At 36.0% G+C, this 23,577-nt stretch carries 15 protein-coding genes; 7 read left to right on the top strand and 8 right to left on the bottom strand.

Annotated features, from left to right (window positions below; translation table 11 throughout):
* Position 1 precedes the first annotated feature (1 nt).
* The 4 genes from MCS_RS01655 to MCS_RS01640 all read right to left on the bottom strand — a co-directional run bounded on the left by MCS_RS01655 (position 2) and on the right by MCS_RS01640 (position 5,709).
* Complete coding sequence (locus tag MCS_RS01655; RefSeq protein ID WP_024864245.1) at positions 2–952, bottom strand: SurA N-terminal domain-containing protein; 951 nt, start codon at positions 950–952, stop codon at positions 2–4.
* 102 nt (positions 953–1,054) lie between these two features.
* Complete coding sequence (locus tag MCS_RS01650) at positions 1,055–3,427, bottom strand: LPS-assembly protein LptD (RefSeq protein WP_004854799.1); 2,373 nt, start codon at positions 3,425–3,427, stop codon at positions 1,055–1,057.
* Positions 3,428–4,519: an LPS export ABC transporter permease LptG gene (gene lptG / locus MCS_RS01645; protein WP_004854797.1), complete on the bottom strand. Its 1,092-nt coding sequence runs from the start codon at positions 4,517–4,519 to the stop codon at positions 3,428–3,430. It lies immediately after the preceding gene.
* On the bottom strand, positions 4,516–5,709 hold the full coding sequence (locus tag MCS_RS01640; RefSeq protein WP_004854793.1) for an LptF/LptG family permease: 1,194 nt from the start codon (positions 5,707–5,709) through the stop codon (positions 4,516–4,518). Before MCS_RS01640 ends, lptG begins: the two co-directional genes overlap by 4 nt.
* Positions 5,710–6,105: 396 nt before the next feature.
* Between MCS_RS01640 and MCS_RS01635 the strand changes: the two genes are divergently transcribed.
* From MCS_RS01635 to MCS_RS01625, 3 genes are read left to right on the top strand one after another with little or no spacing between them, the layout of a single operon-like run.
* Positions 6,106–6,552 carry a DNA polymerase III subunit chi gene (locus MCS_RS01635; protein WP_004854791.1) on the top strand — a complete coding sequence of 149 codons (447 nt, stop codon included), beginning with the start codon at positions 6,106–6,108 and terminating at the stop codon, positions 6,550–6,552.
* Positions 6,552–6,731, top strand: a complete 180-nt coding sequence (locus tag MCS_RS01630) for a hypothetical protein (RefSeq protein ID WP_004854789.1) — start codon at positions 6,552–6,554, stop codon at positions 6,729–6,731. The genes MCS_RS01635 and MCS_RS01630 overlap by 1 nt, the downstream gene beginning before the upstream one ends.
* On the top strand, positions 6,721–6,984 hold the full coding sequence (locus MCS_RS01625) for a hypothetical protein (protein ID WP_004854788.1): 264 nt from the start codon (positions 6,721–6,723) through the stop codon (positions 6,982–6,984). The genes MCS_RS01630 and MCS_RS01625 overlap by 11 nt, the downstream gene beginning before the upstream one ends.
* Here MCS_RS01625 and MCS_RS01620 read toward each other — a convergent pair.
* Entirely contained in the window at positions 6,981–8,270 is a 1,290-nt protein-coding gene (locus MCS_RS01620) for an MFS transporter (protein ID WP_004854786.1), read from the bottom strand. The two genes, MCS_RS01625 and MCS_RS01620, sit on opposite strands and share 4 nt — an antisense overlap.
* 594 nt (positions 8,271–8,864) lie before the next feature.
* Here MCS_RS01620 and bafA (MCS_RS01615) point away from each other — a divergent pair.
* The 4 genes from bafA (MCS_RS01615) (at position 8,865) to ndk (ending at position 19,530) form a co-directional block, all read left to right on the top strand.
* Positions 8,865–12,998 (top strand): BafA family autotransporter, encoded by a 4,134-nt coding sequence (gene bafA / locus MCS_RS01615; protein ID WP_004854785.1) that lies wholly within the window; start codon positions 8,865–8,867, stop codon positions 12,996–12,998.
* Positions 12,999–13,348: 350 nt separating this feature from the next.
* On the top strand, positions 13,349–15,844 hold the full coding sequence (bafA, locus tag MCS_RS01610) for a BafA family autotransporter (protein WP_004854784.1): 2,496 nt from the start codon (positions 13,349–13,351) through the stop codon (positions 15,842–15,844).
* 384 nt (positions 15,845–16,228) lie between these two features.
* Positions 16,229–18,853 (top strand): BafA family autotransporter, encoded by a 2,625-nt coding sequence (bafA, locus tag MCS_RS01605; protein ID WP_004854782.1) that lies wholly within the window; start codon positions 16,229–16,231, stop codon positions 18,851–18,853.
* A 254-nt stretch (positions 18,854–19,107) separates the two neighbouring features.
* Complete coding sequence (gene ndk, locus MCS_RS01600) at positions 19,108–19,530, top strand: nucleoside-diphosphate kinase (protein ID WP_004854780.1); 423 nt, start codon at positions 19,108–19,110, stop codon at positions 19,528–19,530.
* 93 nt (positions 19,531–19,623) lie between these two features.
* Here the strand turns inward: ndk and pgsA are convergent, their stop codons facing one another.
* The 3 genes from pgsA to MCS_RS01585 form a co-directional block, all read right to left on the bottom strand.
* Positions 19,624–20,205 (bottom strand): CDP-diacylglycerol--glycerol-3-phosphate 3-phosphatidyltransferase, encoded by a 582-nt coding sequence (gene pgsA / locus MCS_RS01595; protein ID WP_004854778.1) that lies wholly within the window; start codon positions 20,203–20,205, stop codon positions 19,624–19,626.
* Positions 20,206–20,281: 76 nt separating this feature from the next.
* Complete coding sequence (gene uvrC, locus MCS_RS01590) at positions 20,282–22,267, bottom strand: excinuclease ABC subunit UvrC (RefSeq protein ID WP_004854776.1); 1,986 nt, start codon at positions 22,265–22,267, stop codon at positions 20,282–20,284.
* Between the two features lie 431 nt (positions 22,268–22,698).
* A complete protein-coding gene (locus tag MCS_RS01585; protein ID WP_004854774.1) occupies positions 22,699–23,562 on the bottom strand; it encodes a 23S rRNA (adenine(2030)-N(6))-methyltransferase RlmJ in 864 nt (287 codons plus the stop codon).
* Between the last annotated feature and the right edge of the window lie 15 nt (positions 23,563–23,577).

The raw sequence follows: 23,577 nt of genomic DNA, 5'->3' as shown, positions 1-23,577 counted from the left end.
ATTATTCAATACGCGCCATTTGCCGTAATTCTCCCAAATATTTTTCGCTTAATTTTTCAAGTTCTTTTGGGCCTTTTTGTTGATTGTCTTGAATGGAAAATATGAGTTGAGCGACATGATCATCAGACACTCTTCTTATTTTGCAGACAGCAAGTGCTTCGATTCCATGCGATGTTTCTTGAAACTGAGTCATTTTTCCAACAGGTGTTGCACGGATAGCTTGTTCCCATTCTCTAGGAAGCTGTGGTTCTAGGAATTTTCCTATATTACGAACAGTAACGTCTATAATACCTTTTGCTTGTTCTTGGGTATTTGCACATCCTTGGAAATGTGCACGGAAATTGTTAGCTTCCTTTTGGCGACGTTTAAGGATTTCTGAACGACGATGCGAAGGAATGACAAAAATAATTCTCTGAAGTGTATATTCATTGGTTGAAGGTTTGACACCACCATTTTTTAATATTCTGCGCACAGCTTCCTGTTCGGTAATCATACCAGTTTCAGATTGATAGCGCGCATTAACAAGACGTCCCCAGCCGATTTGTCCACGAATGTAATCTTTAAAGTGTTGTACTGTAATATCACTTTGAATCAAAATCTGATTGAGTTGATCAATGGACATATTATTTTGTGCCGCAAAATTTTCAAAAGCACTTTCAACTTCATTATCACTCACCTCGATATTACGGCGTTTTACTTCTGTATTCTTAAGGACTTCATCAATTAGCTCGCTTTTAGCTTGCGCAGGGAGATCTCCTTGTTTTTTTTGTAATCGAAGAAAAGCAATGCGTCTTTGAATATCGTAATTTGTGATAGGGGTGCCATTAACTGTGGCAACAATAACGGTTTGCGCGAAGGCTGGTGGAATTAATAATTCACTGATCAGTGGGTTGTTTATGCTTAAAGTAGAAATACAAAATAAAGCAAGAGCACGCTTTTTAAATTTATTCATATAAGTAAGCCTTTGCATTTTTTATTAATTTCCATCACCTGCTTAAAATATACGTTTTTTTTTATAAAAACAATGATAAGTTGAACTCTTTATACGTTCTCTTTACCAATCTGATTTTATCTTTTTTCTGATATCTGAAATTGTATGTAATGAAAGAGAGAAGTTAAAATTATGCAAAGGTTTTTCTTTTCCTGGATTAATTACCTGTTGATAACCAAATGTAAGTCCGAAACATTCATCTGTGTAATGCAAACTGATACCCCGTTTTACGAAGGAGCTGGATACTAAATCATAACCGGCGTAGCTGTTAAGAGACCAAAAGTGAGCTAATTTAATGCCAGTTTGAAAAGAAATTTCTTTGCGATCTTGTGTATATTCATAATCTGGTTGTCCTGCGATATAGGTGTATTGTACAGCTGCCCAAAAATTTTGCCATTTTTGCACTGCTTCAACTTCACTTCGGCGAATTTCCCCTGTTTTTTTATCAAAACGTCCACGCATTTCTAAGGAAAGACCACTTGTGTGATTTGCGCTAAACATTGCAACATAATCAGAACGTGTTTCTTCTAGGCTAGAATGATCGCCTACGTGAACAAAATCTTTTTCTGCAAAAGAATTTTTCCCTGCTAGATGAAAAGATTGTCCAACAAGGGCATACAGAGACCAGTCATTGTTAAAATTTCCGAAATATCTAAAGCCTACATTGGCTCTTGTTCCACCTTCTATACGGTCATAACCAGAGAATTTATCACGTTGAAAGAGTGTGGTTGCATCGAACACAAAGCTTTGCGCATCTTCATTGGGGATTTGTCCAATATATTGTTCATTATTGCGTATGAAAATTTGTGCGGTTGGTTCTATAATATGTGTAGATTTTCCAAATGCAATAAGGAAAGGATAGCGTACTTCCAAACCAGCGGTTGCCATACTACGGATTGTGGAGTCACGAAGTGTTGATAAGGAATCATTTTTGATAGGAACAACATGGTCTTCATGCGTATTTGTTGTGATGATATCAGCACGTAAAGTAAGGATAGGAGTTAATATGAGGCCATTGTATGTGATGAGGCGCTTTTTCCATTTTAATTCGTTTGTTAAACGAAAGCTATTTCCAGCAATACCAGAAATCCTTGTAGTGTTAAGTGGATGACCGTTCCAGTCAGTAGAACTGAAGTCAGTATGACGACGATAAATTGATTGCACATTACTATGAAAGGTGAGTTCTCCAGTATAAATGGATTGATCTGGTGTAAAAGAATAATCAATGCGGGGGAGAATCCATGCTTGTTGAGAGAGGTGTTCATGAGAGGGATCACTCAAAATAAAATCTTGAACCGTGAAATGATAAAAGCGCATATCAAAATGATTTTTACCTGTAAGACCACTCAAATAAAGCTGAGAAAGTTGTGTAGGATTATTATAGTTTTCAATTTTATAGGTGCGACTGAAATGTTTATCGGACTGTGCAAAAATATCCCATCCATAAGTCCAGCGTGAATTAAGATGAAAATTGCCTTTTGTTGCTAACATATAACGGTTTGTGTTCTGTGCATCAATTGTATCACTATCAAAGTTATGTGGTTGCATTTGGTATATATGAGCAAAGCGAATATTATAATTGCCAGTTTTAAAACGTTGACGCCATTCTCCTTCCGTTAAAAATCCTTGTTGGGTATAGATGGTAGAAGAAAGTGTAAAATCATAATGGGGAGCAAGATTCCAGAAGTAAGAATTTTTTATGCCCATACCGAGATAATCAGCATAAAAAAAATGAGGGGTAATGAGACCGCTAGCACGCTTTACAGTTGGATCATAGAGCTCAAAAGTTGGAAATTGCACAATCGGTACACCAAAAATTTCAAAACGGCTATTTTCAAATCGAATTTTTTTGATGGTATGATTCCATATGATCTTCCTTGCTCTAATTTTCCATAAGACTTTTTGATCTTGTATATAAGAGCAAGGTTCACATGCTGTATAGGTAGCATTATTGAAAATTGTCATTTGGCGATTGCGACGTGTAGCATTGTCTGCTACAAAATGAATATTATTGGCTGTGTCGATGCGTAAGGCATTGACGAATCCTTCGCCAAAATCTTTAGTTATATCAATTTGATTGGAATAAATTTTATTTCCATCTTTTTGAATAATCACGACGTTTTCTTGTGCTGTGATCCGTCCTGTTTTGTGGTTGTAAGTGATTTTTTGGGCAAGGACTTTATTATTATCATATTCAATTTGAACATTACCTTGTGCAGAGACAGTATTTGTATCACGATTGTAGATGAGCTCATTCGCAGAGAGTGAGAGAAAACCTTCCGAGTTTGGAATATAATTTTGAATAAGGGAGGGAGTAGAAGGTTGTGCAAGCACATAACAGGGTAAAGGTATACCTAAGATAAAGCCCATAACACTCTTTAAAGAAAAAGCATTTAGTTTTTGTATAATTATCCTCTTACGTGTTAATGATTCCACTTAGCCGTCCTCTTTATGAAGTAGAAAAGAGATTCCTAAAAATAATGCAATAACAACAGGTGTCCAAGCTGCAATAACTGGTGGAATATACCCAGCTTTACCAAAAGATTGAACGAGTGCAGAAATAACATAAAGCATGAAGCCAGCGATTATACCACCAAGAATTAAGATTTTAGATTGTCCAAAGCGTGTAAAATTTAAAGATACAGTTGCTGCAATAAGTGTCATTGCCACGAGCAATGCTGGTAATGCAATGAGAGATTGTAAATACATATCAAAATTATTGGTAGAATAGCCAAATGAGCGCGCAACCATAATTTTTGTAGGCAATTGGTAAAAGGGGATAGTTATGGGATTCACTAGACGTTCAGTTAAAAACTCAGGCTTTAGATTGGTTTTTATCTGAAGCTCAGCAAACTTTTCAGGAGGATGTCCTATTTTATAGATTGTTCCGTTTGTTAAGAGCCAAGTACCGTTTGTTAAGGTTGCTTTTTTGCTGTGAATCCAATTTTTAATTGTTGCATTATCGTTATATTGTACAAAGGTCGCTTCGATGAGAGAGCGACCGTGATCAGTGATGGATTGAGCTCCAATAGTTGTTCTCTCTGAATGTATGTGCTGTGTTAACCATAGGACAGGCGGGTTTTTAGGAGATGTGAGTGCATTATGACTGCGCCATTCTGTCATCATTTTTTCTACTTTGGAAAATCCCCATGCTGCAAGTGGGTTAATAAGAAAAAGTGCAAATAAGCCAAAGAGAAAAGCTCCTAAACAAGCGGGCATAAGAAATTGCCATGCAGAAATGCCGCTTGAACGTGTTACAACGAGCTCAAATTTTTTATTCAACGAAATAAGCACTGTCATTGCAGAAAAAAGAGCAATAAAGGGGATAAGTTGTTGCATAATAAAAGGGATGCGAAAAACAGAAATAAGAAATGCATCTTTTGCCGAATAATGAGAAATGTTGGCTAATCGACCAATGTTTTCTGTAAAGTCGATTAAAAGAGCAAGAACAAGAATACCCCCAAAAAAATAACAAGTTGTTTTAAGATAACGTATAAAAAAATAGCGTCCAAGTGTCCAGCCAATCATGATTTTTCACCCGATGGATATTGAGATTTTTTATGTTTAAATTTATCTCTTACTTTTTGAAAAATTCTTCGAATAACGTTATCAAGTTTTGCGGGGATAGAGAGTTTACAGTTTGCCAAGAGCATAAAGCATATGAATATACTTATTCCTATCGGTGTGATATAAAGGAGAGGAACATATGCAAGATCATTTTTTGCTTTTTCAGTGAAAAAATGCGCTATCCAATAGATCAGAAAAGAAAAAGCAATTGCAGAAAAGTTGGTAGATTTACGTGCTTGTCGATATGAGCGTGCATTTCCTGCTGCCGCTATTGCAATTAATGAAAAAACAATAGGATAGAGCCATTCTGTCAGCCTGCAGTGAAGTTCAACTCTATAGTGGAGTGGTTTGTGTTGATAGTATGGATCTTGTGGGTCAGGATTTAATAAATAAGAAAGAGGTCTATCTTTGGGATAAAAAATGGGCGTTTTCTCATTGGAGATAAATTCGTCTAAACTAAAGGTATATGAGCTAAATTGAACAATTGAAACATTGTCATTTTGATGATTTTTTCTTTCTATTTCACCATTGTTGAGAATTAATAAAAATTTGCCATCTTTATTTTTAATAATGGATGCTTCTGTTGCATAATAAGAAAGGCCAATTTTGGGATCACGTTGGTCAACAATGAAAAGACTCCCAAGGGTTCCATTTGGTTTTTGTTCACCAATTTCTATATAAAAGTTGTCTGTAAGTTTTTGAAAGCCACCTTCACGTATGAAAAGATCAATAGGATTAAAATGTGCATTTGCTAGCAGTTGTTGCATATGAAAACGTGTTTGAGGAACGACAAAATTGGCTATCAAAATAGATACACATGATGCAAGAATAGCGAGAAGAAGAATTGGTCTCCAAACAGTATTTTTTGGAAAACCAACAGCGCTTATGGTAATAATTTCTGCATCTTGATTCATTGCTGAAAGGGTGATTGTAATTGCAATTACTAATGCAAATGGCATGACAAGAAAAATGATAGAAGGAATTAATGAGAGCGAAAACTGCAAGATTGTAAGAAATGTTTGTTCACTTGTTGTTAAAAAGTTAATTCGTGCTAGGATTTGCACTATCCAACTCATACTGACTACCGCAAGCATTGTAGCACTGAATAGGATGAAAATACGCTTTAGGATGTATAGTTCAATAATACGCATAGATTGGGTAACATTCTCAGTCTTTAATGAGAGAGCAGATACTCTACATTATCGTAGGTTAAGAAATATCATCGAAATTTTAAAATTACCCTATATATTGCTCATTTTTCACAATGAACAGGAGAAGGTGACGGGATAATTTCAACCTATTTTGTCATACATAGCAGTTCATTTTCAAGTGCAGTAGATAGAGAAGTTAGAAAAGGAACGAAAATAAACCTTTTTATCAACTGAAAAATGGCAATTTGCCTTTTTTATCTTTAATACACATAAACATAAAAGATGACACATACAATTGTAAAAGAGGAATCGTAATATCTCAATCCATTTTTATACTGAGGATAGAGAAATTGCTCCCCAAATATGTTATTTATAAAAAGGATGAAGGTTAAAAAGGTGGATATTCTTTTTTATCATTTGACGCAATCAACGTTGGAAGATATTTTGCCAATACTTGTGGAGCGTGCATTAGCTCGTTTTGATAAGGTAACGATACAATGCATGAGTGAAGAACGACGCGATGCTATAGATATGCGTTTATGGGTGTATGCTGAGGAAGCGTTCATTGGGCATGGTACAGAGAATGATCGGTACCCAAATTATCAGCCTGTATTTCTTACGACAAGGCAAGAAAATCCCAATAATTCAAAAATACGTTTTCTCATAGAGGGCGCTATTTGTCAGGATATTGATAGTTATCAAAGGCTTGTTGTTATATTTGATGGGCAAAGTGATGCGCAATTAAACTTTGTTCGTGCACAATGGAAACAATACAAAATGAGCAATCATAATTTAACTTATTGGCAGCAAGCTGAAGATCGCAGTTGGAAAAAACAAGTTTGATGCGTGTAACATCTTTTATTTTGATTTTTATAGGGCTGATAGGAATACTGAATCCAGAACTCTTTATTGCGGAAGGATCTGGAGGAGGTCGTTGGGTTTTTGTTGTTATTTTTCTTTTAGGAGTAATAAAAATGTGGCCTACAATCAAAGCATTTAAACGGAATGATGATGATTATTGATCGCATTTTGCTTGTTTTATGGGCTGTAATGTTAGCTTTTTTTTGCGTTTCGTGGTTAGGTACAACACATATTCTATCACGAATGTTTTCTGCTACTTCTATTGTTAATATTGCAGATATTTTGTTTTTTGTTTTAAGTGCCTTTTTCGCAACAATATTGTGGTTGAGAGTACCTCAACCAATATCTTTAAAAATGAAACTGGTGGCATTTTTGCCACCAGCACTTGTTTTATTTTTTTTTATTGTGTTTTAGTTGGATATTTCATCTTCGGTAAATCCAACGAAGCAAATTAGTGAAATAAACGAAGAAAGAAGCAAATAATAACCTATATAAGAAGTATTAAAGTGTTGTACCAAATATTCTGCAATATAGGGCGCAAGAGATGCTCCTACGATACCAGACAAGTTGAAAGTTATAGAAGCGCCAGTATATCGAATTTCTGTTGGATATGGTGAAGCCAAAACAGCACCAAGAGGACTATAGATCATTCCCATGATCGATAAACCAATGATAGACATTGCGAGAACTCCTATAACTCCAGAATTTAGAAAATAAGGAATTGCAAAAGAATAGATACCAGTAATTATTGTTATCCAAATCATCAAAGTTCTACGCTTAATACGATCAGAAAGTTTTCCGGTTATGACGGTAAAAATTCCACAGAAAATAGCACCAATTACTTCTACTTGTAGAGCCTGGTGAAATGGCAATTTCAGATGGTTTGTTGAATAGCTTAATAAATATGCCGTAACCAAATAAAATAAAACAAATGTTGCCATACCAGCAAATATTCCAAGAAATAGGATTCGTGGACATTTAAAAAAAACGTCTATTATAGGAACTTTGACACGTTCTTTATTTTCAAGAGTTTTTTTGAATTCAATTGTTTCATTGATTGAAAGACGAATCCATAATCCGATAATCATGAAAATAACTGAAGCAATGAAAGGAATCCGCCATCCCCATGCTAAAAGTTCACTATAATCGAGGAAGTGCAATAGACCTAAATAAACTGCAATAGATAAAAACAAACCAATTGGAACGCCCAATTGAGGAAACATCGCATACCAGCCACGTTTTTCAGGGGGAGCATTTTCTGTTGCGAGTAAAACAGCTCCTCCCCATTCGCCACCTAATCCCATTCCTTGTCCAATACGGCATAGAGTTAAGAAAAAGGGCGCCCACCATCCCGCTGTTTCATAGGTGGGAAGGAATCCAATGATAACGGTTGACATACCCATTGTGAGAAGAGAGGCTATAAGTGTTACTTTCCGTCCAATTTTATCTCCAAAATGTCCAAAAACAATGGATCCGAAGGGCCGTGCAAAAAAGGCTGCTCCGAAGATCAGGAAAGATTGTAAAATGGCAAGTTGGTCATTTTGCGTTGGAAAGAATAAATGAGGAAATATAAGGGCGGCAGCAGTAGCAAAAACATAAAAATCAAAAAATTCAATTGTTGGTCCGATAAGGCTTGCAAGCAAAATTCGCCGAGGAGAATTTCTTTTGCTTATATCTTGTATTTTTGAGTTTGTATACATGAATAAAATGTCCTTTTTAGTGTATAACAAATCAAATTATGAAATTAAATTCTTATAACTATATAAATTTCAGATCAGTGTCGAGTCGATATTATGATGATTCCAGTGCATAAGCACAAAGAATAGAGTGTGACAAGTATAGAAAATTACATGGCAAACGCCTTTAAATTGTACGAAATAAGGGCACTATTTTAAATGCTATAGAAGACGAAACGTGTTTCTATAAACGGAGCAATGTTTATAATTGAGTACTACCGTTTCTTTAAAATACGGTAGTATTTTTATCTGTTTAGAAATCACTCTTCGTTTCCTAGAATCAGTATTTGGCATTTCAAAATTGCAAAAAATCTCTTGTGGATGCATTTGTGACACTTTTAGCTGTAATAATTAAATTGTTCAATTTAAAATTGTGCATAAGTTTAAAACACATAATGTTATATTCAATTAATTAGATTTTAGTGCTTTGAATGTTTTTGTGTAGAATGTTCTGTTGTCTTGAAAAACGAGATTGAGCAGTTTCGTTGTGATGTTTTCGTCTATGCATTTTATTTCTAAGAATACGGAATTTTTATTTAAAATCATGGAGTTTGGAGGATGCAACACAAATTGGGGCTGAGTTTTTGGACTTTAATGACCAGTAGTTTTTTTGTAAAGATCGCAATTGCAGAGGGAATATCGGTCTTCAAAGAAAGTTCATTAACCCCGGTAGACATAAGGAAACATCTAGAAGAAACAGGCAAGTCATTCTCAAAAGTAGGAGGATTAAAAGGAAGAGGAGAGAGTTCAAAAAGCATACACAATGAAAAGAGAACAAAAAAAGAGGAAGAAGAGAGCCTTTTCTTTAAGCTGCTGACAAATTCAACAATCAGTGGTGAGACTATTATCTATATTACTGACCATGATTCTGAGAGCTCTGGTAAAAAAGTAACGAGCTTCAACTATCAGAATGCAGGGTATTCCATCAATAATATAGTTCGAGATGGTGGGAAGCTCTATATTGATGAAGCGAGTGTTAGTCGGGATACAATGATAGAAAGTGGTAGTATTGAGTTTGTCAGAAATCTGAGTAATTCAGAATATGCTATTGTTAAAAAAGGTGGAAAACAAATTGTTGAGAGTGGTGCAAATGCAGAGGGGGCTAAAATCTATGGTGGTGAGCAGATTGTTTTTGGAAAGAGGTTACTTGGAAATGATTTTAAGGGAAGTAGCGCTTATAACACTGAGATTTATGCTGAAGGTGGAATGCTAGGACTACAGAATGTGTATAGTGGTGGGATGGCTTTTGACACAAAGATTATGAAAGGAGGCATACAGAACATTGATGGTGGACAAAACTTTAATAATGGGTCCTCAGAAGATGAAGATTTTACATTAAATGAAGGCGCTTTTGCACTTAATACCGAGCTTTTTAAGAATGGCATGCAAAATATTTTAGCAAGAGGAAATGCCAGCGAAGTTATTTTATATGATGTTTCTACTCAGAAAATATATGATACTGGATATGTGGACACTCTTACAATTAATCATCAAGCACAATCATGGGTATATGCTGGTGCAATATTAGATAAGGATACAATTGTTAATGATTTTGGCAGTCTTTATCTTTATGCTGGCAATGATGAAGCTACTACGGAAGTAGAAAATCTTATTTTAAATGGGGAAGATACTAAGTTGCACTCTATTGCTATTGAGAATAGCAGTGAGAGATCACGGATTCATATTCAGAATTTAAGCGGAAATGGTAGAGTTATTTTTACATCTACTGGTTCTGATAAATCTTACTCTCAACTTAATATTAATCATCTTTCAGGTCAATTACATTTCTATTTCAATGTTAATTTTGCCGAGCACCTTGGTGATTACCTTCTTATTAAAAAAAGTGGTTCAGGTTATCACACGATAAGTGTTATCGATTCTGGTCTTGAAATTACAAATTCTTCTCACAAAAAGCTCAAATTAATTTCTGATCGCAGTGGAAATGCTCATTTTACTCTGACAAACAGTTTTGGAGAAAAAATTAGTACGGTCGATGCTGGAACTTACATGTACAGTTTGAAAAACAGAAAAAATAGAAATGCCGGTAAAATTTGGTATTTAGATGCGAACTATACACGTGATAATAGAAATAATCCTTTATTTTCAGATTTTAGTTTTAAGCCATCTGCTGCTCCATTCTTGGATGTTCTTACAGAGACAACAATTGGCAAAGGGATGGTTGTTTCTATTGTTGATTCTACCTTGAGCAGTTGTAGTGAGGAAGCCAATATCATTGGTAATAGCACTGCAGAATCTTCAATTAGTAATACGGTTCAGGATGGTGGAAAGCTCTACGTTTATAGTAACGGTTTTAATTTATATACTACAATTAAAAGTGGCGGTATTGAGATTATTAAGACACATGGTCTTTCGCAAGATAGTACTGTTTATAAAGGCGGGAAACAGAAGATTGAAAATGGTGGAAAAGCCGAAGGCACTAAAATTTATGGTGGTGAGCAGTTTGTTTCCGGAAAAGTTTTTGTTGTTAAAGGCGAGACGGTGATGAGCAGTGCCTATGACACTGTAATTTTCGGCCAAAATGAAGTGCCAGGATACCAGAACGTGTATGATGGGGGGGCGGTTTTTAATACAAAGATCAAGGAAGGAGGAGTACAAAATCTTTATTTAGAAGAGGATCTTAGTGAGGAAAGTTATGGCAGCTTTGCATTTAATACAGAAGTTTTTTCTGGTGGAGAGCAAAACGTTTTAGCGGGAGGTGAGGCTATTGATGTCATTTTATGGGGGAATGCACTTCAGACAATAGATTTGGGTGGATATGTAAAAAATTTAATAATTCATGATCAAGCAAAATCATGGTTACATCATGGTGCCACATTAGAAGGAAGCACAACGGTTAATGATTATGGACGGATTTATCTTTATGCTGGTGCTGAGCAATCTCGTACAGAAGTAGAAAAAATTGTTTTAAATGGACCAAATGCCAAATTGTATTCTATTGCTTCTAATGTAGATGGCGACAGCTCTTTGGTTGAGAATTTAAGCGGTAATGGCAGTGTTATTTTTACTTCTACCGTGTTTAATCCGCATTACTCTAAACTACAGATCAACGATCTTTCTGGTAATTTACATTTTAGGTTTAATATTAATTTTGCAGAGCAACGTGGTGATTATCTTCTTATAAAAAAAGGTGCAGGTCATCACAAAATAAGCGTTATTGATTCTGGTGTTGAAGTTATCAATTTTCCTCTACAAAAACAGCATTTAGTTCTTGAGCTTGATTTGATTCATGATCAAAGTGGAGAGGCTCATTTTACTCTGATAGATTTTTCTGGTGAAGAGATCGGTACTGTTGATGGTGGAACTTATATGTATGGTTTAAAACAGAAAGAGGGTGAAGAAGAAAGTGAAAAAATTTGGTATTTATCTGCAGTGTTTGTTGATGATTTGCCATTTATGAAGAGTTTGCCACAGAGTAGGAGTAAATCTCCGCAACATTTAAGTCAAAATCGACCTGTTTCTGTTTTTTCATCCCCTCTAGTTTCAGAAGAACGTGTTGTTGAACTGCTACATTTAAGAGAGAGCCGCAGAAATTTGAAACCACAATCTTCTGCTTCTATTCTTTCCACTGTTTCGTTTCCAAAAGCACAAGCTATTAAATTGTCATCTTCAGTTGTTCTCCATCCATATTCTGATGAGCATGGGCGGATTGATTTATCGACAGGTACTCAATCTTTGAAAGATGAGATAAGCGTACATCCGGTTCGTCAGCTTCGAGTTGCTTCACAATCGAGTCATGAAATTTCAGTTTCCGATTTTTTAACCACTCCCTCAACGGATGCGATATTGTCTATAAGTGTAACACCTGGGCTTATTTTTCACAATGAGCTACAAACTGCGCGTGTTGGAAGGAAAATTTTAGACAGAAATAAAAAAAGTTCTGCTCTATGGAGCTATGCGATCAAGAGCAAAGAGAGTATTACAACAGATCATATAGATTTTAAGCTTGAGCAGACGGGTGTAGTATTTGGTATAAGTGGTTTAACAGAGTTTACAGGGGGAGATTTATATATTGGTGGTTTTGGAAGCTATGATCAAGCACGTGTTGCACATGCGCGAGGCGGTACCAGCAGCATAAATATTCATGGCATTGGTGCTTATGCTACGTATTTTGATTACAATGGATGGTATCTAGACAGTATTTTGAAATACAATCGTTATCAAAATAGTCTGAAGGCTGTTTCAACGAATGGCTTAGATATAGAAGGTAATTATCATCAGTGGGTTGTGGGTACATCATTTGAAGCTGGTTATCGGTTTAAGACGTGGCAAAACGGTTGGATGCAGCCTTATGGGCAGTTAACGTGGTTGCAAGTTGAAGGTAAAAAGATAGCGCTTTCCAATGGAATGATAGGTGATATAGATCGATCTACTTCATTACGCAGTGAGGTTGGAGTATCGTTAGGGTATGAATTAGGATTTGGTATGGATGTTTCATCAATGGCTTACATTACAGCGGCATGGGTGCGTGAGAATAGAAAGGGCAATCATGTAACGATTAATGAGCAACATAAATTTACCACTGACCTTTCAGGAAATGTTGGAAAACTTGGGATTGGTTTGAGCAGTTTTGTAAGTGACAAATTAAAGTTTTATGCCCAAGCGCATTATCTTCAAGGGCGCAAGACCAAGCAATCTCTTCAAGGTATTATCGGTTTCCGCTATAGTTTCTAAGCATATGTTTTGTTTTCTGATCATTCTTAAATGTGTTACTGTTGTTAAGATGAAGCATTCATAAATGCTTAGAAAATAATTTTTTAGGAAATATTGATATATTTTCACGACAAGCCGTATATTTTGTGATTCCTACACTTTATACTTGTATTTTACTTTTTCTATTTCCCAAGAAATATTTTTAAACATAGCTTTGTATTTTCTTATAAAATAAAAAAATCTAGAAGCATGCAGAGGATCTTTTTGCGAAATCAATAAGGTATTTTGAAGAATTATTACAATAATAGGTTGAAAATGAATTTTGTAGAGCTAACTACTCTTCCAGTTTGATTATACATAAAGGGGGGGACATGGCTATACAATATAAGTGGAAATTGAGCTATTTGGCGCTCTTAGCGAGCAGCTGTTTTGTGCAGTCAGCAGTTGCTGATGAGAGTGCGGTGGGTTTTTTTTGCCAGTCTTCATATGGAACGAATGAAAAAACCTCTCACAATCAATACAATGATGTAAAAATAGGAAAATGTATCCTTGGAACATCGCGAAATATTATAGGGGTCCGTAGTGAAGCAGGTTTCTTTGCAAAGTTTAGTAGTGGCAATATTAAACAAAATGTACAAGAAAAAAATATTACAACTCGTAAAGATCCTGAACTCATCTTTGTTAAAGATGGAGCAAGTCTAAGAGATTATATACTCTATGATGGTGCTAAAGCTTACTTTTCAAATGATGGAGAGAAAGATAAGCCAGGGTTATCCATTAATAACACAGTAAGGGATGGTGGAGAGATTCATGTGTATGCGGGGGGGATCAGTGAGAACAGCAAAATTGAACAAGGTGGAACTGAAATTGTTGAGGCTTTAAAAGGAAAACAAGGTTTTTCAAGAAATGCTATAGTTAAGGAAGGTGGACAGCAACATGTTGGGAATGGAGGAAAAGTAGAAGGAACGAAAATTTATGGTGGTAAGCAGCTTGTATTCGGAGAGGGTGAAGTTGCTGGACAGGTTGAAAAAAGTAGTGCTTCTAATATTATAATTTATGGTCAAAATGAAACACTGGGAAAACAAAAAGTATATGATGGAGGCATAACTTCGAATATAAAAGTTATGCGTGGAGGGGTACAAGAGATTTTCAAAGAAGATTACGATGCGAAAAATGGTGGTTCTGCATTTGATACAGAAGTTTTTGGTGGTGGTAAACAGCGTATCTTAGAAGGAGGTAAGGCTATTGGAGTCATTTTAAATGAGACCGCTACTCAGGAAATACATACGGATGGATTTGTCAAAAATTTAACAATTAATGATAAAGCAGAATCGTGGGTGCGTGCTGGAGCAACGTTGGCAGGTAAGACGCTTGTAGGCCATTCTGGAAAGATTAATCTTTATGCTGGAAACGATCAGCATCGTACAACTGTAGAAGATATTCTTTTAAATGGAAAAGATACGAAATTGTATTCTATTGCTACAGGGGGTGATGGGAAAAGTTCTCTGATTGAGAAATTAAGTGGTGAAGGGAGTGTTCTTTTTGCATTTACAGGCTCTGACCCATATTACTCTCAGTTACATGTTAATAATCTTTCAGGAAGTTTACATTTTAAGTTCAATACCGCTATTGCACATAATCGTGGTGATTATCTCTTTGTTGAGAATGGTAAAGGAAATCACACAATAAGTGTTGCGGATTCTGGAGTTGAAATTACGCATCCTCTTTCACAAAAACGTGATTTAATTACGGATCGAAGCGGTGGAGCAGATTTTACTTTGACAGATCTTTTTAATGAGAAAATTAATGCTGTTGATGGTGGAACTTATATGTATGGTTTGAAACAAAGGAAGGATGAAAATGGAAAAGTTTGGTTTTTATCCGCGGACCGTACTGGTGGACCAGATCCTTCTCCTCCTGATCCAATAAATCCATTTGTACCTGGTGAACCATCAACTACTCCTTCAACGGATGCTATATTGTCTATGGGGGTAACTTCTGGGCTCATTTTTAACAATGAGTTGCAGAGTGTGCGTGCTGGTAGAGGAATTTTGGACAAGAATAGAAAAAATACAAATTTATGGGGTTATGCGATTAAGAGTGGAGAACGCATTGCTACGGGCCATACAAATTTTAAACTTGAGCAGACAGGCATAGTATTTGGTGTTGATCAGTTGAATGAGTTACCCCATGGAGAGTTATATGTTGGTGGATTTGGCAGTTATGATCAAGCACGTATTGTTCATGCACGAGGTGGAGACAGTGATCTGAACTCTTATAGTGTTGGAGCTTATGCAACATATTTTGATAATCGCAGATGGTACTTAGATGGTATTTTAAAATATAATTATTTCTGGGATAATTTGAAAGCTATTTCAACAAATGGTTTGAACATTCAAGGTGATTATAATCAGTGGGCGATAGGTGGATCATTTGAGCTTGGCTGTCGTTTCGAGCCTGCGCAAAATACTTGGATGCAGCCTTATGTTAAAGTGACAGGAGTACGGGTTGCAGATAAAAAAATCAAACTTTCTAATGGAATGATAGCTGATATAAATTCATCTATTTCATTGCCTACTGAAGTTGGATTAACGACAGGACATGAATTTATTGTTGGAGCAGAAGCTTCTTTAACAGCTTACATTACGGCTGCTTGGTTGCATGAGAATGTTGATAATAATTACACGATGATTAATAACAAGCATAAATTTATCACAGACTTGTCTGGAAATATGGGTAAATTGGGAATTGGTTTGAACAGTTTTGTCAATAATAAACTAACATTTTATGCGGAAGCAAATTATTTGACAGGGCATAGAATTAAGGAATCGGTCCGGGGGGTTTTGGGGTTTCGCTATAGTTTCTAAATATGCATTCTTATGCGATGATAAAATTGAAAAATATAAGCGTTTTTATGTATTAAGGACTTAATGTTTAAGATATATTTTGAAGATATGAAAATATTGAGGATAATTTTATATCTTGTTTAAAAACTACATTATTTCTGTTTCTATTTTATAAATTTTACAAAACGTGTCTTAATAATAAAGACACGTTTTGTTTTTTTATAATTTTCTGCTTTAAACTAAAATAAGATTTTTATTCAGTATATTAGTATTTCTTATGAGAATTTTTATATCGTAAAACAAATGTATTGCGACATAAATAAAACACATTATGATATAAACTAAAACAAACTACCTATGTAGTCGCGGGATATTTTTCTAACGATTAATAGTGGAGTTTAGATTATGCGGCATAAATGCAAGTTTAGTTTTTCAGTATTGATGATCGGTAATTGTTTCATACAGGTTGCAAGTGCGGTTGAAAAAAGAAATGAAGCGCTAATAAGATTAGAACAGCCAGATAATAAAAAGAATGTATTAAAAGGCACAGCACTGATTACTACTCTTTTGAGCAGTAATATTACGATTGAGGATGGAGGTGTAGAGATCGTCGAAAATGGTAAGAGTTCAGTAGGAGCGACTGTTCAGAAAGGCGCAATGCAAATAATTACGCGCGGGGGAATTGCGATGAATACTAAAATCAGCGGTGGAAAACAGTTTGTTCATGAAGAGAGTAGTATTTTAGATCTTCAAATAGATTCTCAAAGTATGCGGAAGCTAAGCAGTGCTTATGACGCTACAGTATCTGGTAGTAATGGCATTATAGGACAGCAGAATGTTTATAATGGGGTATGGGTTTGGAATACAAAAGTTGGGAGTGGAGGGGAGCAAAATCTTTATGCGGTAAACAAACAAAAAGGTGGTTCGGCAATGGAGACCGTGGTTTCTGGGGATGGTAGGCAGCACGTTTTAGCGGGAGGGGGGGCATATGCTACTACCTTGAAGGATAATGCTATCCAGGTTGTATATCCTAGAGGGTTTGTAGATGGTTTGACGATTCAGGATGTGGCTAAATCATTTTTACATGTTGGTGTAGAGGAGGTTGTTGGAGAAGTAAGGGTCAATGGTAATGGAAGCCTTTATTTATTTGCTGGTGATGTTACGGATCATATTACAAAAGAAAAATTTTCTGTGGAGGGAAGGAGTGATGAAGTATTATTTTTTGTTGGTGAGCGTGATACCAAGCATAAACCTCAGATAAAAATTGAAGGCTTAGGTGGTGAAGGGGGAAATGTTTTTTTTACTTCTATTCCATATGATCCACGCCATATTTCACTCAGTATCGAAAGGCTTACAGGAAGTTTACATTTTCATTTTAATATTAATACTATGGGTGATTATAATAGTGATTACTTATTGATAGATGATGGCTCAGGTAATCACACAGTAAGTGTTGATGATTCTGGCATTGAATTAACAAGTCCTATTTCACAAAAAAATGGTTTAGCAACAGAAATTAATCTAGTTACCGATAGAAGTTCAAATGGAGGAGCTAATTTTACTTTGGCAAACAAATCCGGTAAGTCAATTGAAACTTTTGATGGTGGGACCTACATATATCGTTTGTGTTATAGAGATAGACATGCCGATTCCAGTGGTGGTTACACAGTATGGTATTTAGGTATGAGTGAAAAAACAGGGTGTTCGGCTACTCCCTCTCAGCGTAGTAGTAAAAAACCTAAGGTTTCTACTTTGGCATCTTTTTCATCTAATAATTGGAATTTACAGTCACAACGAGAATCCTCTTCTTCTCAGAAGCAAGCTTCCAGTCGTCAAAGGAGTAGTAGTGCTGGGAAAAATCAGCAGGATCCTAAGAAACGGCTTCCACGCCATTTGAGAGAAGTACCTGTTTCTGCCCTTTCAGCATCTTCATCATCAGAAAATCAGATTATGAGTTTATCAGGCCGAACTGGTAGATATACGCGTTCTGATGAGCATGGGCGGATTGATTTATCGACAGGTACTCAATCTTTGAAAGATGAGATAAGCGTACATCCGGTTCGTCAGCTTCGAGTTGCTTCACAATCGAGTCATGAAATTTCAGTTTCCGATTTTTTAACCACTCCCTCAACGGATGCGATATTGTCTATAAGTGTAACACCTGGGCTTATTTTTCACAATGAGCTACAAACTGCGCGTGTTGGAAGGAAAATTTTAGACAGAAATAAAAAAAGTTCTGCTCTATGGAGCTATGCGATCAAGAGCAAAGAGAGTATTACAACAGATCATATAGATTTTAAGCTTGAGCAGACGGGTGTAGTATTTGGTATAAGTGGTTTAACAGAGTTTACAGGGGGAGATTTATATATTGGTGGTTTTGGAAGCTATGATCAAGCACGTGTTGCACATGCGCGAGGCGGTACCAGCAGCATAAATATTCATGGCATTGGTGCTTATGCTACGTATTTTGATTACAATGGATGGTATCTAGACAGTATTTTGAAATACAATCGTTATCAAAATAGTCTGAAGGCTGTTTCAACGAATGGCTTAGATATAGAAGGTAATTATCATCAGTGGGTTGTGGGTACATCATTTGAAGCTGGTTATCGGTTTAAGACGTGGCAAAACGGTTGGATGCAGCCTTATGGGCAGTTAACGTGGTTGCAAGTTGAAGGTAAAAAGATAGCGCTTTCCAATGGAATGATAGGTGATATAGATCGATCTACTTCATTACGCAGTGAGGTTGGAGTATCGTTAGGGTATGAATTAGGATTTGGTATGGATGTTTCATCAATGGCTTACATTACAGCGGCATGGGTGCGTGAGAATAGAAAGGGCAATCATGTAACGATTAATGAGCAACATAAATTTACCACTGACCTTTCAGGAAATGTTGGAAAACTTGGGATTGGTTTGAGCAGTTTTGTAAGTGACAAATTAAAGTTTTATGCCCAAGCGCATTATCTTCAAGGGCGCAAGACCAAGCAATCTCTTCAAGGTATTGTCGGTTTCCGCTATAGTTTCTAAGCATATGTTTTTCATAAAGGCTGTATAGCTGGGTGCATATTATATTTTGTTGTACTTTTTTCTATTGCAAAAGTACTTAGAGTACGGTGATGAGAAAATCAGGTACCACAGTTATTTTTGTTTTTATGTTGAAGGTTTCTTTATGATTAATTGCATATTGAAAAATTGGTATGGATTTTTTCATAGGCACTTGGCAAGAGGCTTATTGCTCGCTATAGAACGGGCAGGTGAATAAGTAAAATAAAGGTGGTTAAATGGCTGTAGAGCGTACTTTTTCGATGATTAAACCGGATGCAACACGTCGTAATTTGACAGGAAAGATTACAGAAATGCTTGAAGATGCGGGGCTACGTGTTATCGCCTCTAAGCGTGTATGGATGAGTCAACGTGAAGCTGAAAGATTTTATGCTGTTCATAGAGAACGTCCTTTTTTCAGTGAGTTAGTTGAATTTATGTCTTCTGGTCCAACTGTCGTTCAGGTTTTAGAAGGCGAAGATGCAATAGTGAGGAACCGTGAAGTGATGGGTGCTACGAATCCTGCGGATGCACAGGAAGGAACAATTCGTAAAGCACATGCTTTATCAATTGGTGAAAACTCTATTCATGGTTCAGATAGTGCTGAAACTGCGAAATCAGAAATCGCTTTTTGGTTTTCTGAAATAGAAATTGTTGGTTAATAAAATCATTTATGAACGGTAGGGAATCCTGAAACACATTGTTTCAGGATTTTTTATGAAGTCATAAATAGAGTTTTATAAAGCACATCATTTTTATATAATAACGTGTTTTAAGCCTGCACGAAAATAATCCCATCCTGTCCACAGTGTGAGGAGAGCAGCAATCCACAGCATAATGATGCCAAATTCCGTTGCATAAGGGATAATTTTATTGCCAGCTGGTCCTGCTAAGAGGAAGACAATCGCGATCATTTGTACAAAAGTTTTCCATTTTGCAAGGCGAGAAACAGGGACACTAACTTTTAATTCAGCTAAATATTCACGTAATCCTGATACCAGAATTTCTCGGCAAAGAATGATGATGGCAGCCCATAGAGTCCATCCAGCGATAGTACTATCTGCAGCAAGTAATAACAGACAGGCGGACACGAGAAGTTTATCTGCAATTGGATCTAACATACGGCCAATATTGGAAGTTTGTTCCCAAATACGGGCGAGATAGCCGTCAAAAAAGTCAGTAATGGATGCAATCACAAAAATCGAAACTGCAATCCAGCGGGTAATATCGTTTGATTGTAGACGTCCTTCTAAAAAAAAGCATGAAACAACCATTGGCACTGCAATAATGCGTGCATAAGTCAAAATATTTGGAAAAGAAAAAGTATGATTTTTCATAGAACTATTTTCAATTATTTATAGGGAAATAATATATTTTTATAAAGGTAACAAGGCACAGATTATGAAACAAGCCTTATTTTTTATTAAAATGATTGTAAATTTTTTGTGCAATTTTGGCAGAAATGCCTATGACTTTTATTAAATCTTCGTGTGAAGCACCAGCAACAGCTTTAGCACTTCCAAAATGATGAAGCAATGCGCGCTTTCTTGTTGGACCAATATTCTCAATTTCATCAAGCGGATTTTTGAATGTTTCTTTTTTCCGTTTAGCTTTATGACTTCCAATTGCAAAACGGTGTGCTTCATCACGTAAACGTTGCAAAAAATACAGGATAGGATCATGTGGAGAAAGTGTAAAGGGTGTTTTGCCTTTTATAAAAAACTGTTCACGTCCTGCGTTACGGTCAATACCTTTAGCTATTCCCACAACTGTAATAAGAGTATCTAATTTTAATTCAGATAATATTGTATGCACGCTATTTATTTGTCCTCTACCACCATCGATTAATATAAGATCAGGCCAAGAGGGAAAAAGTTCATCGTCTTGCCCTTTTATATCATCGTTTTCGTGAGGGAAGCCATATTCTTTGATAAGGCGTGAAAATCTTCGTTTCATGACTTCTTTCATCATTCCAAAATCATCGCCAGGTGTGATTTCACTTGAGCGAATGTTGAATTTACGGTATTGATTTTTAATAAATCCCGTTTGGCCTGCGACAATCATAGCACCTACTGCATTTGTTCCCATAATATGGGAATTATCGTAGACTTCTATACGACATGGAGGGTGTGGCAACTGGAATGTTTCGGCAAGTTCCTTAAGCAGTTTTTTTTGTGTGTTTGTTTCAGAGAGCTTATATCCGAGTGCTTCATGAGCATTGATATAAGCGTGATTTACAAGGGTTTTACGTTCACCTTTTTTGGGTAAAGAAAGAAATATTTTGCGATTTGCTTTAAGACTGAATGCCTCTGTAAGGAGTGTTTTTTCTTCGATTTGTTCAGATATAAGGATGAGTTTTGGAAGTGGCTTATCATCATAGAATTGGGTGAGAAAACTTGCTAAAATTTCAGTGCTAGAAAAAGAAGGGTCTGCTTTGGGAAAATAGGCGCGGTTTCCCCAATTTTGTCCCATGCGAAAAAAAAATACCTGAATGCAAGTTATTCCACTTTTTTGTGCAATTGCAAAGACATCCGCTTCTTTGATTGTTTGAGGATTAATCCCTTGATGGCTTTGTATCTGAGAGAGAGCCGATAAGCGATCACGGTAAGTTGCTGCTTGTTCAAAATCAAGATTTTCTGCGGCTTTATGCATTGCCTGAATCATATCATTTTTTACTACTTGGCTTTTTCCTGACAGGAAGGCTTTAGCTTCTTTTACTAGTTCTCTATAATTATTGTCATTGATTTCATGTGTACAGGGTGCAGAACATCGCTTTATTTGGTAAAGCAAACAAGGACGTGTACGATTTTCGAAAACTGAATCGGTACAAGTACGTAATAAAAAAGCGCGTTGTAAAACGTTAATTGTTTGTGTAACTGCACCTGAAGATGCGAAAGGACCAAAATAATGAGCTTTTCGTGTTCGGGAACCACGGTGTTTATAAATTGCAGGTGCTCGATGATCATCAGTAATGATGATATAAGGAAAGCTTTTATCATCTCGCAATAACACGTTAAAACGCGGATGCAATCTTTTAATGAGATTTGCTTCTAAGAGGAGTGCTTCTGTTTCTGTATGCGTGACGACAAATTCCATATAATATGTTGCACGAATCATACGGGTAATACGATTATTGTGTCCTTGTTCATGGGTATAATTTGAAACGCGTTTTTTGAGATTACGTGCTTTTCCTACGTAAAGAGCATTACCATTTTCATCAAACATTCGATAGACTCCCGGCCTATGCGGAAGATGTTTAACAAACTCTTGTATGAGTTTGACACCTTTATATTGGTTTTTATCCTTTTCTTGATTAGCATTGTCCCATATAATATTAGAAAAAAAAGGAAGTTTTTCTTGTTCATTTGGAGGACAATTTATGTTGTTTTTCAAGATCATTCGGTGCATCCAGAAATATTTTGTATTTTCCTATGAAATTTTTTCCATCAAGTATTACCATTTTTATGTATTTATAGTTATTTCCTATAAATAGTCCATTATGGTATGAGAACGCGCAATTTTTGTGGTTTTATTTTTCATAACAAATTATGAAGGGAACTTCAGAGAGCTGTTCAACGAGTTCGCTAATATTTATTTTCTGCTATTTCCTCTATGGATGAGAGGGATAAGCAAGTTTATCATGATGATAAGTTATTTGAAATAAGCTTTGTTAAGAAAGATTCAAATCTATACAATTCATTATTATAATATTTTGTGGGACGCAAAAAGACTAAAAAGCTCTTTATGATATCGTACTTCTTCTGAAAAATGTTTAATCCTTTGATAGTTATAAAGAATATTATGAATAAAATAAGGTAAACTAGGAAACTTTAACATGATACATGTTCTTTCTGGAGCCATCTATGAGTTATGTGTGCATTTTTATCCTGTCCAAGACGAGAAATAAGAAAGGGGCTGAGTTTTTTCATTTCTTCTTCTAAAAGATAGGGGGGATTGATAAGAATCATTCCACTTCCGTTCATTTTGGGTGGTATTGTGCTTTTACGGATACGCATTTCAAGCTGTAGAATTTTGGGAATTCCCGTTTGATGAAGCGCATGAAGAAAATTTTCAACTTCTTTTTCATATTTAACAGGGTACCATAAAGCATAAGTTCCTCCAGGGAAACGGCGATGTGCTTTTGATAATCCTTCAATAAGACGAGAAAATTCACTGGGTTTTTCAAAGGGTGGATCAACGAGAATGAAACCACGCTTTTCTTTTGGTGGAAGATGAGAATTTAAGGCAAGCCAACCATCTAAATGCAGAACTTTTGTTTGATAATCTCCGGAAAATTTTTTTGCTAAAACGTGGTAATCTTCAGAGTGTAATTCAATTGCGGTTAACCGATCTTGTTTTCGCAATAATTGGCGAATAAGAACAGGAGATCCAGGATAGAATACAATTTCTTTTTCTCCTTCATTAAGTGCATCAATAATATTGCACCATGGATCAAGGAGTGTTTTTAAGTCTTCTGGGATAGGAGCGGATAAAAACCGCTGGATGCCTTCACGCCACTCTCCTGTTTTATGTGCTTCCAAGGAAGAGAGATTATAAATGCCGATTCCGGCATGCGTATCTATCACGCGAAAGGCTTTTTCTTTGCGTTTGAGATACTCTACAATGCGGGTGACAATAATGTGTTTGAAAACATCAGCAAAGTTGCCAGCATGATAAATATGCCGATAATTCATGAATAAACTCTACCA

Origin of the sequence: Bartonella doshiae NCTC 12862 = ATCC 700133 (assembly GCF_000278155.1) — a bacterium.
Classification (GTDB): domain Bacteria; phylum Pseudomonadota; class Alphaproteobacteria; order Rhizobiales; family Rhizobiaceae; genus Bartonella; species Bartonella doshiae.
The sequence above is the reverse complement of the archived record's forward strand: the minus strand, read 5'-3'. Positions and strand labels throughout refer to the sequence as shown.

Bases quoted from the DNA above. Each gene is read 5' to 3' on its own strand.
- MCS_RS01655 (WP_024864245.1), bottom strand. From the start codon at position 952: ATGAATAAATTTAAAAAGCGTGCTCTTGCTTTATTTTGTATTTCTACT.
- lptG (WP_004854797.1), bottom strand. From the start codon at position 4,519: ATGATTGGCTGGACACTTGGACGCTATTTTTTTATACGTTATCTTAAA.
- MCS_RS01640 (WP_004854793.1), bottom strand. From the start codon at position 5,709: ATGCGTATTATTGAACTATACATCCTAAAGCGTATTTTCATCCTATTC.
- MCS_RS01630 (WP_004854789.1), top strand. From the start codon at position 6,552: ATGCGTGTAACATCTTTTATTTTGATTTTTATAGGGCTGATAGGAATA.
- MCS_RS01625 (WP_004854788.1), top strand. From the start codon at position 6,721: ATGATTATTGATCGCATTTTGCTTGTTTTATGGGCTGTAATGTTAGCT.
- MCS_RS01620 (WP_004854786.1), bottom strand. From the start codon at position 8,270: ATGTATACAAACTCAAAAATACAAGATATAAGCAAAAGAAATTCTCCT.
- bafA (WP_004854785.1), top strand. From the start codon at position 8,865: ATGCAACACAAATTGGGGCTGAGTTTTTGGACTTTAATGACCAGTAGT.
- bafA (WP_004854784.1), top strand. From the start codon at position 13,349: ATGGCTATACAATATAAGTGGAAATTGAGCTATTTGGCGCTCTTAGCG.
- bafA (WP_004854782.1), top strand. From the start codon at position 16,229: ATGCGGCATAAATGCAAGTTTAGTTTTTCAGTATTGATGATCGGTAAT.
- ndk (WP_004854780.1), top strand. From the start codon at position 19,108: ATGGCTGTAGAGCGTACTTTTTCGATGATTAAACCGGATGCAACACGT.
- pgsA (WP_004854778.1), bottom strand. From the start codon at position 20,205: ATGAAAAATCATACTTTTTCTTTTCCAAATATTTTGACTTATGCACGC.
- uvrC (WP_004854776.1), bottom strand. From the start codon at position 22,267: ATGATCTTGAAAAACAACATAAATTGTCCTCCAAATGAACAAGAAAAA.
- MCS_RS01585 (WP_004854774.1), bottom strand. From the start codon at position 23,562: ATGAATTATCGGCATATTTATCATGCTGGCAACTTTGCTGATGTTTTC.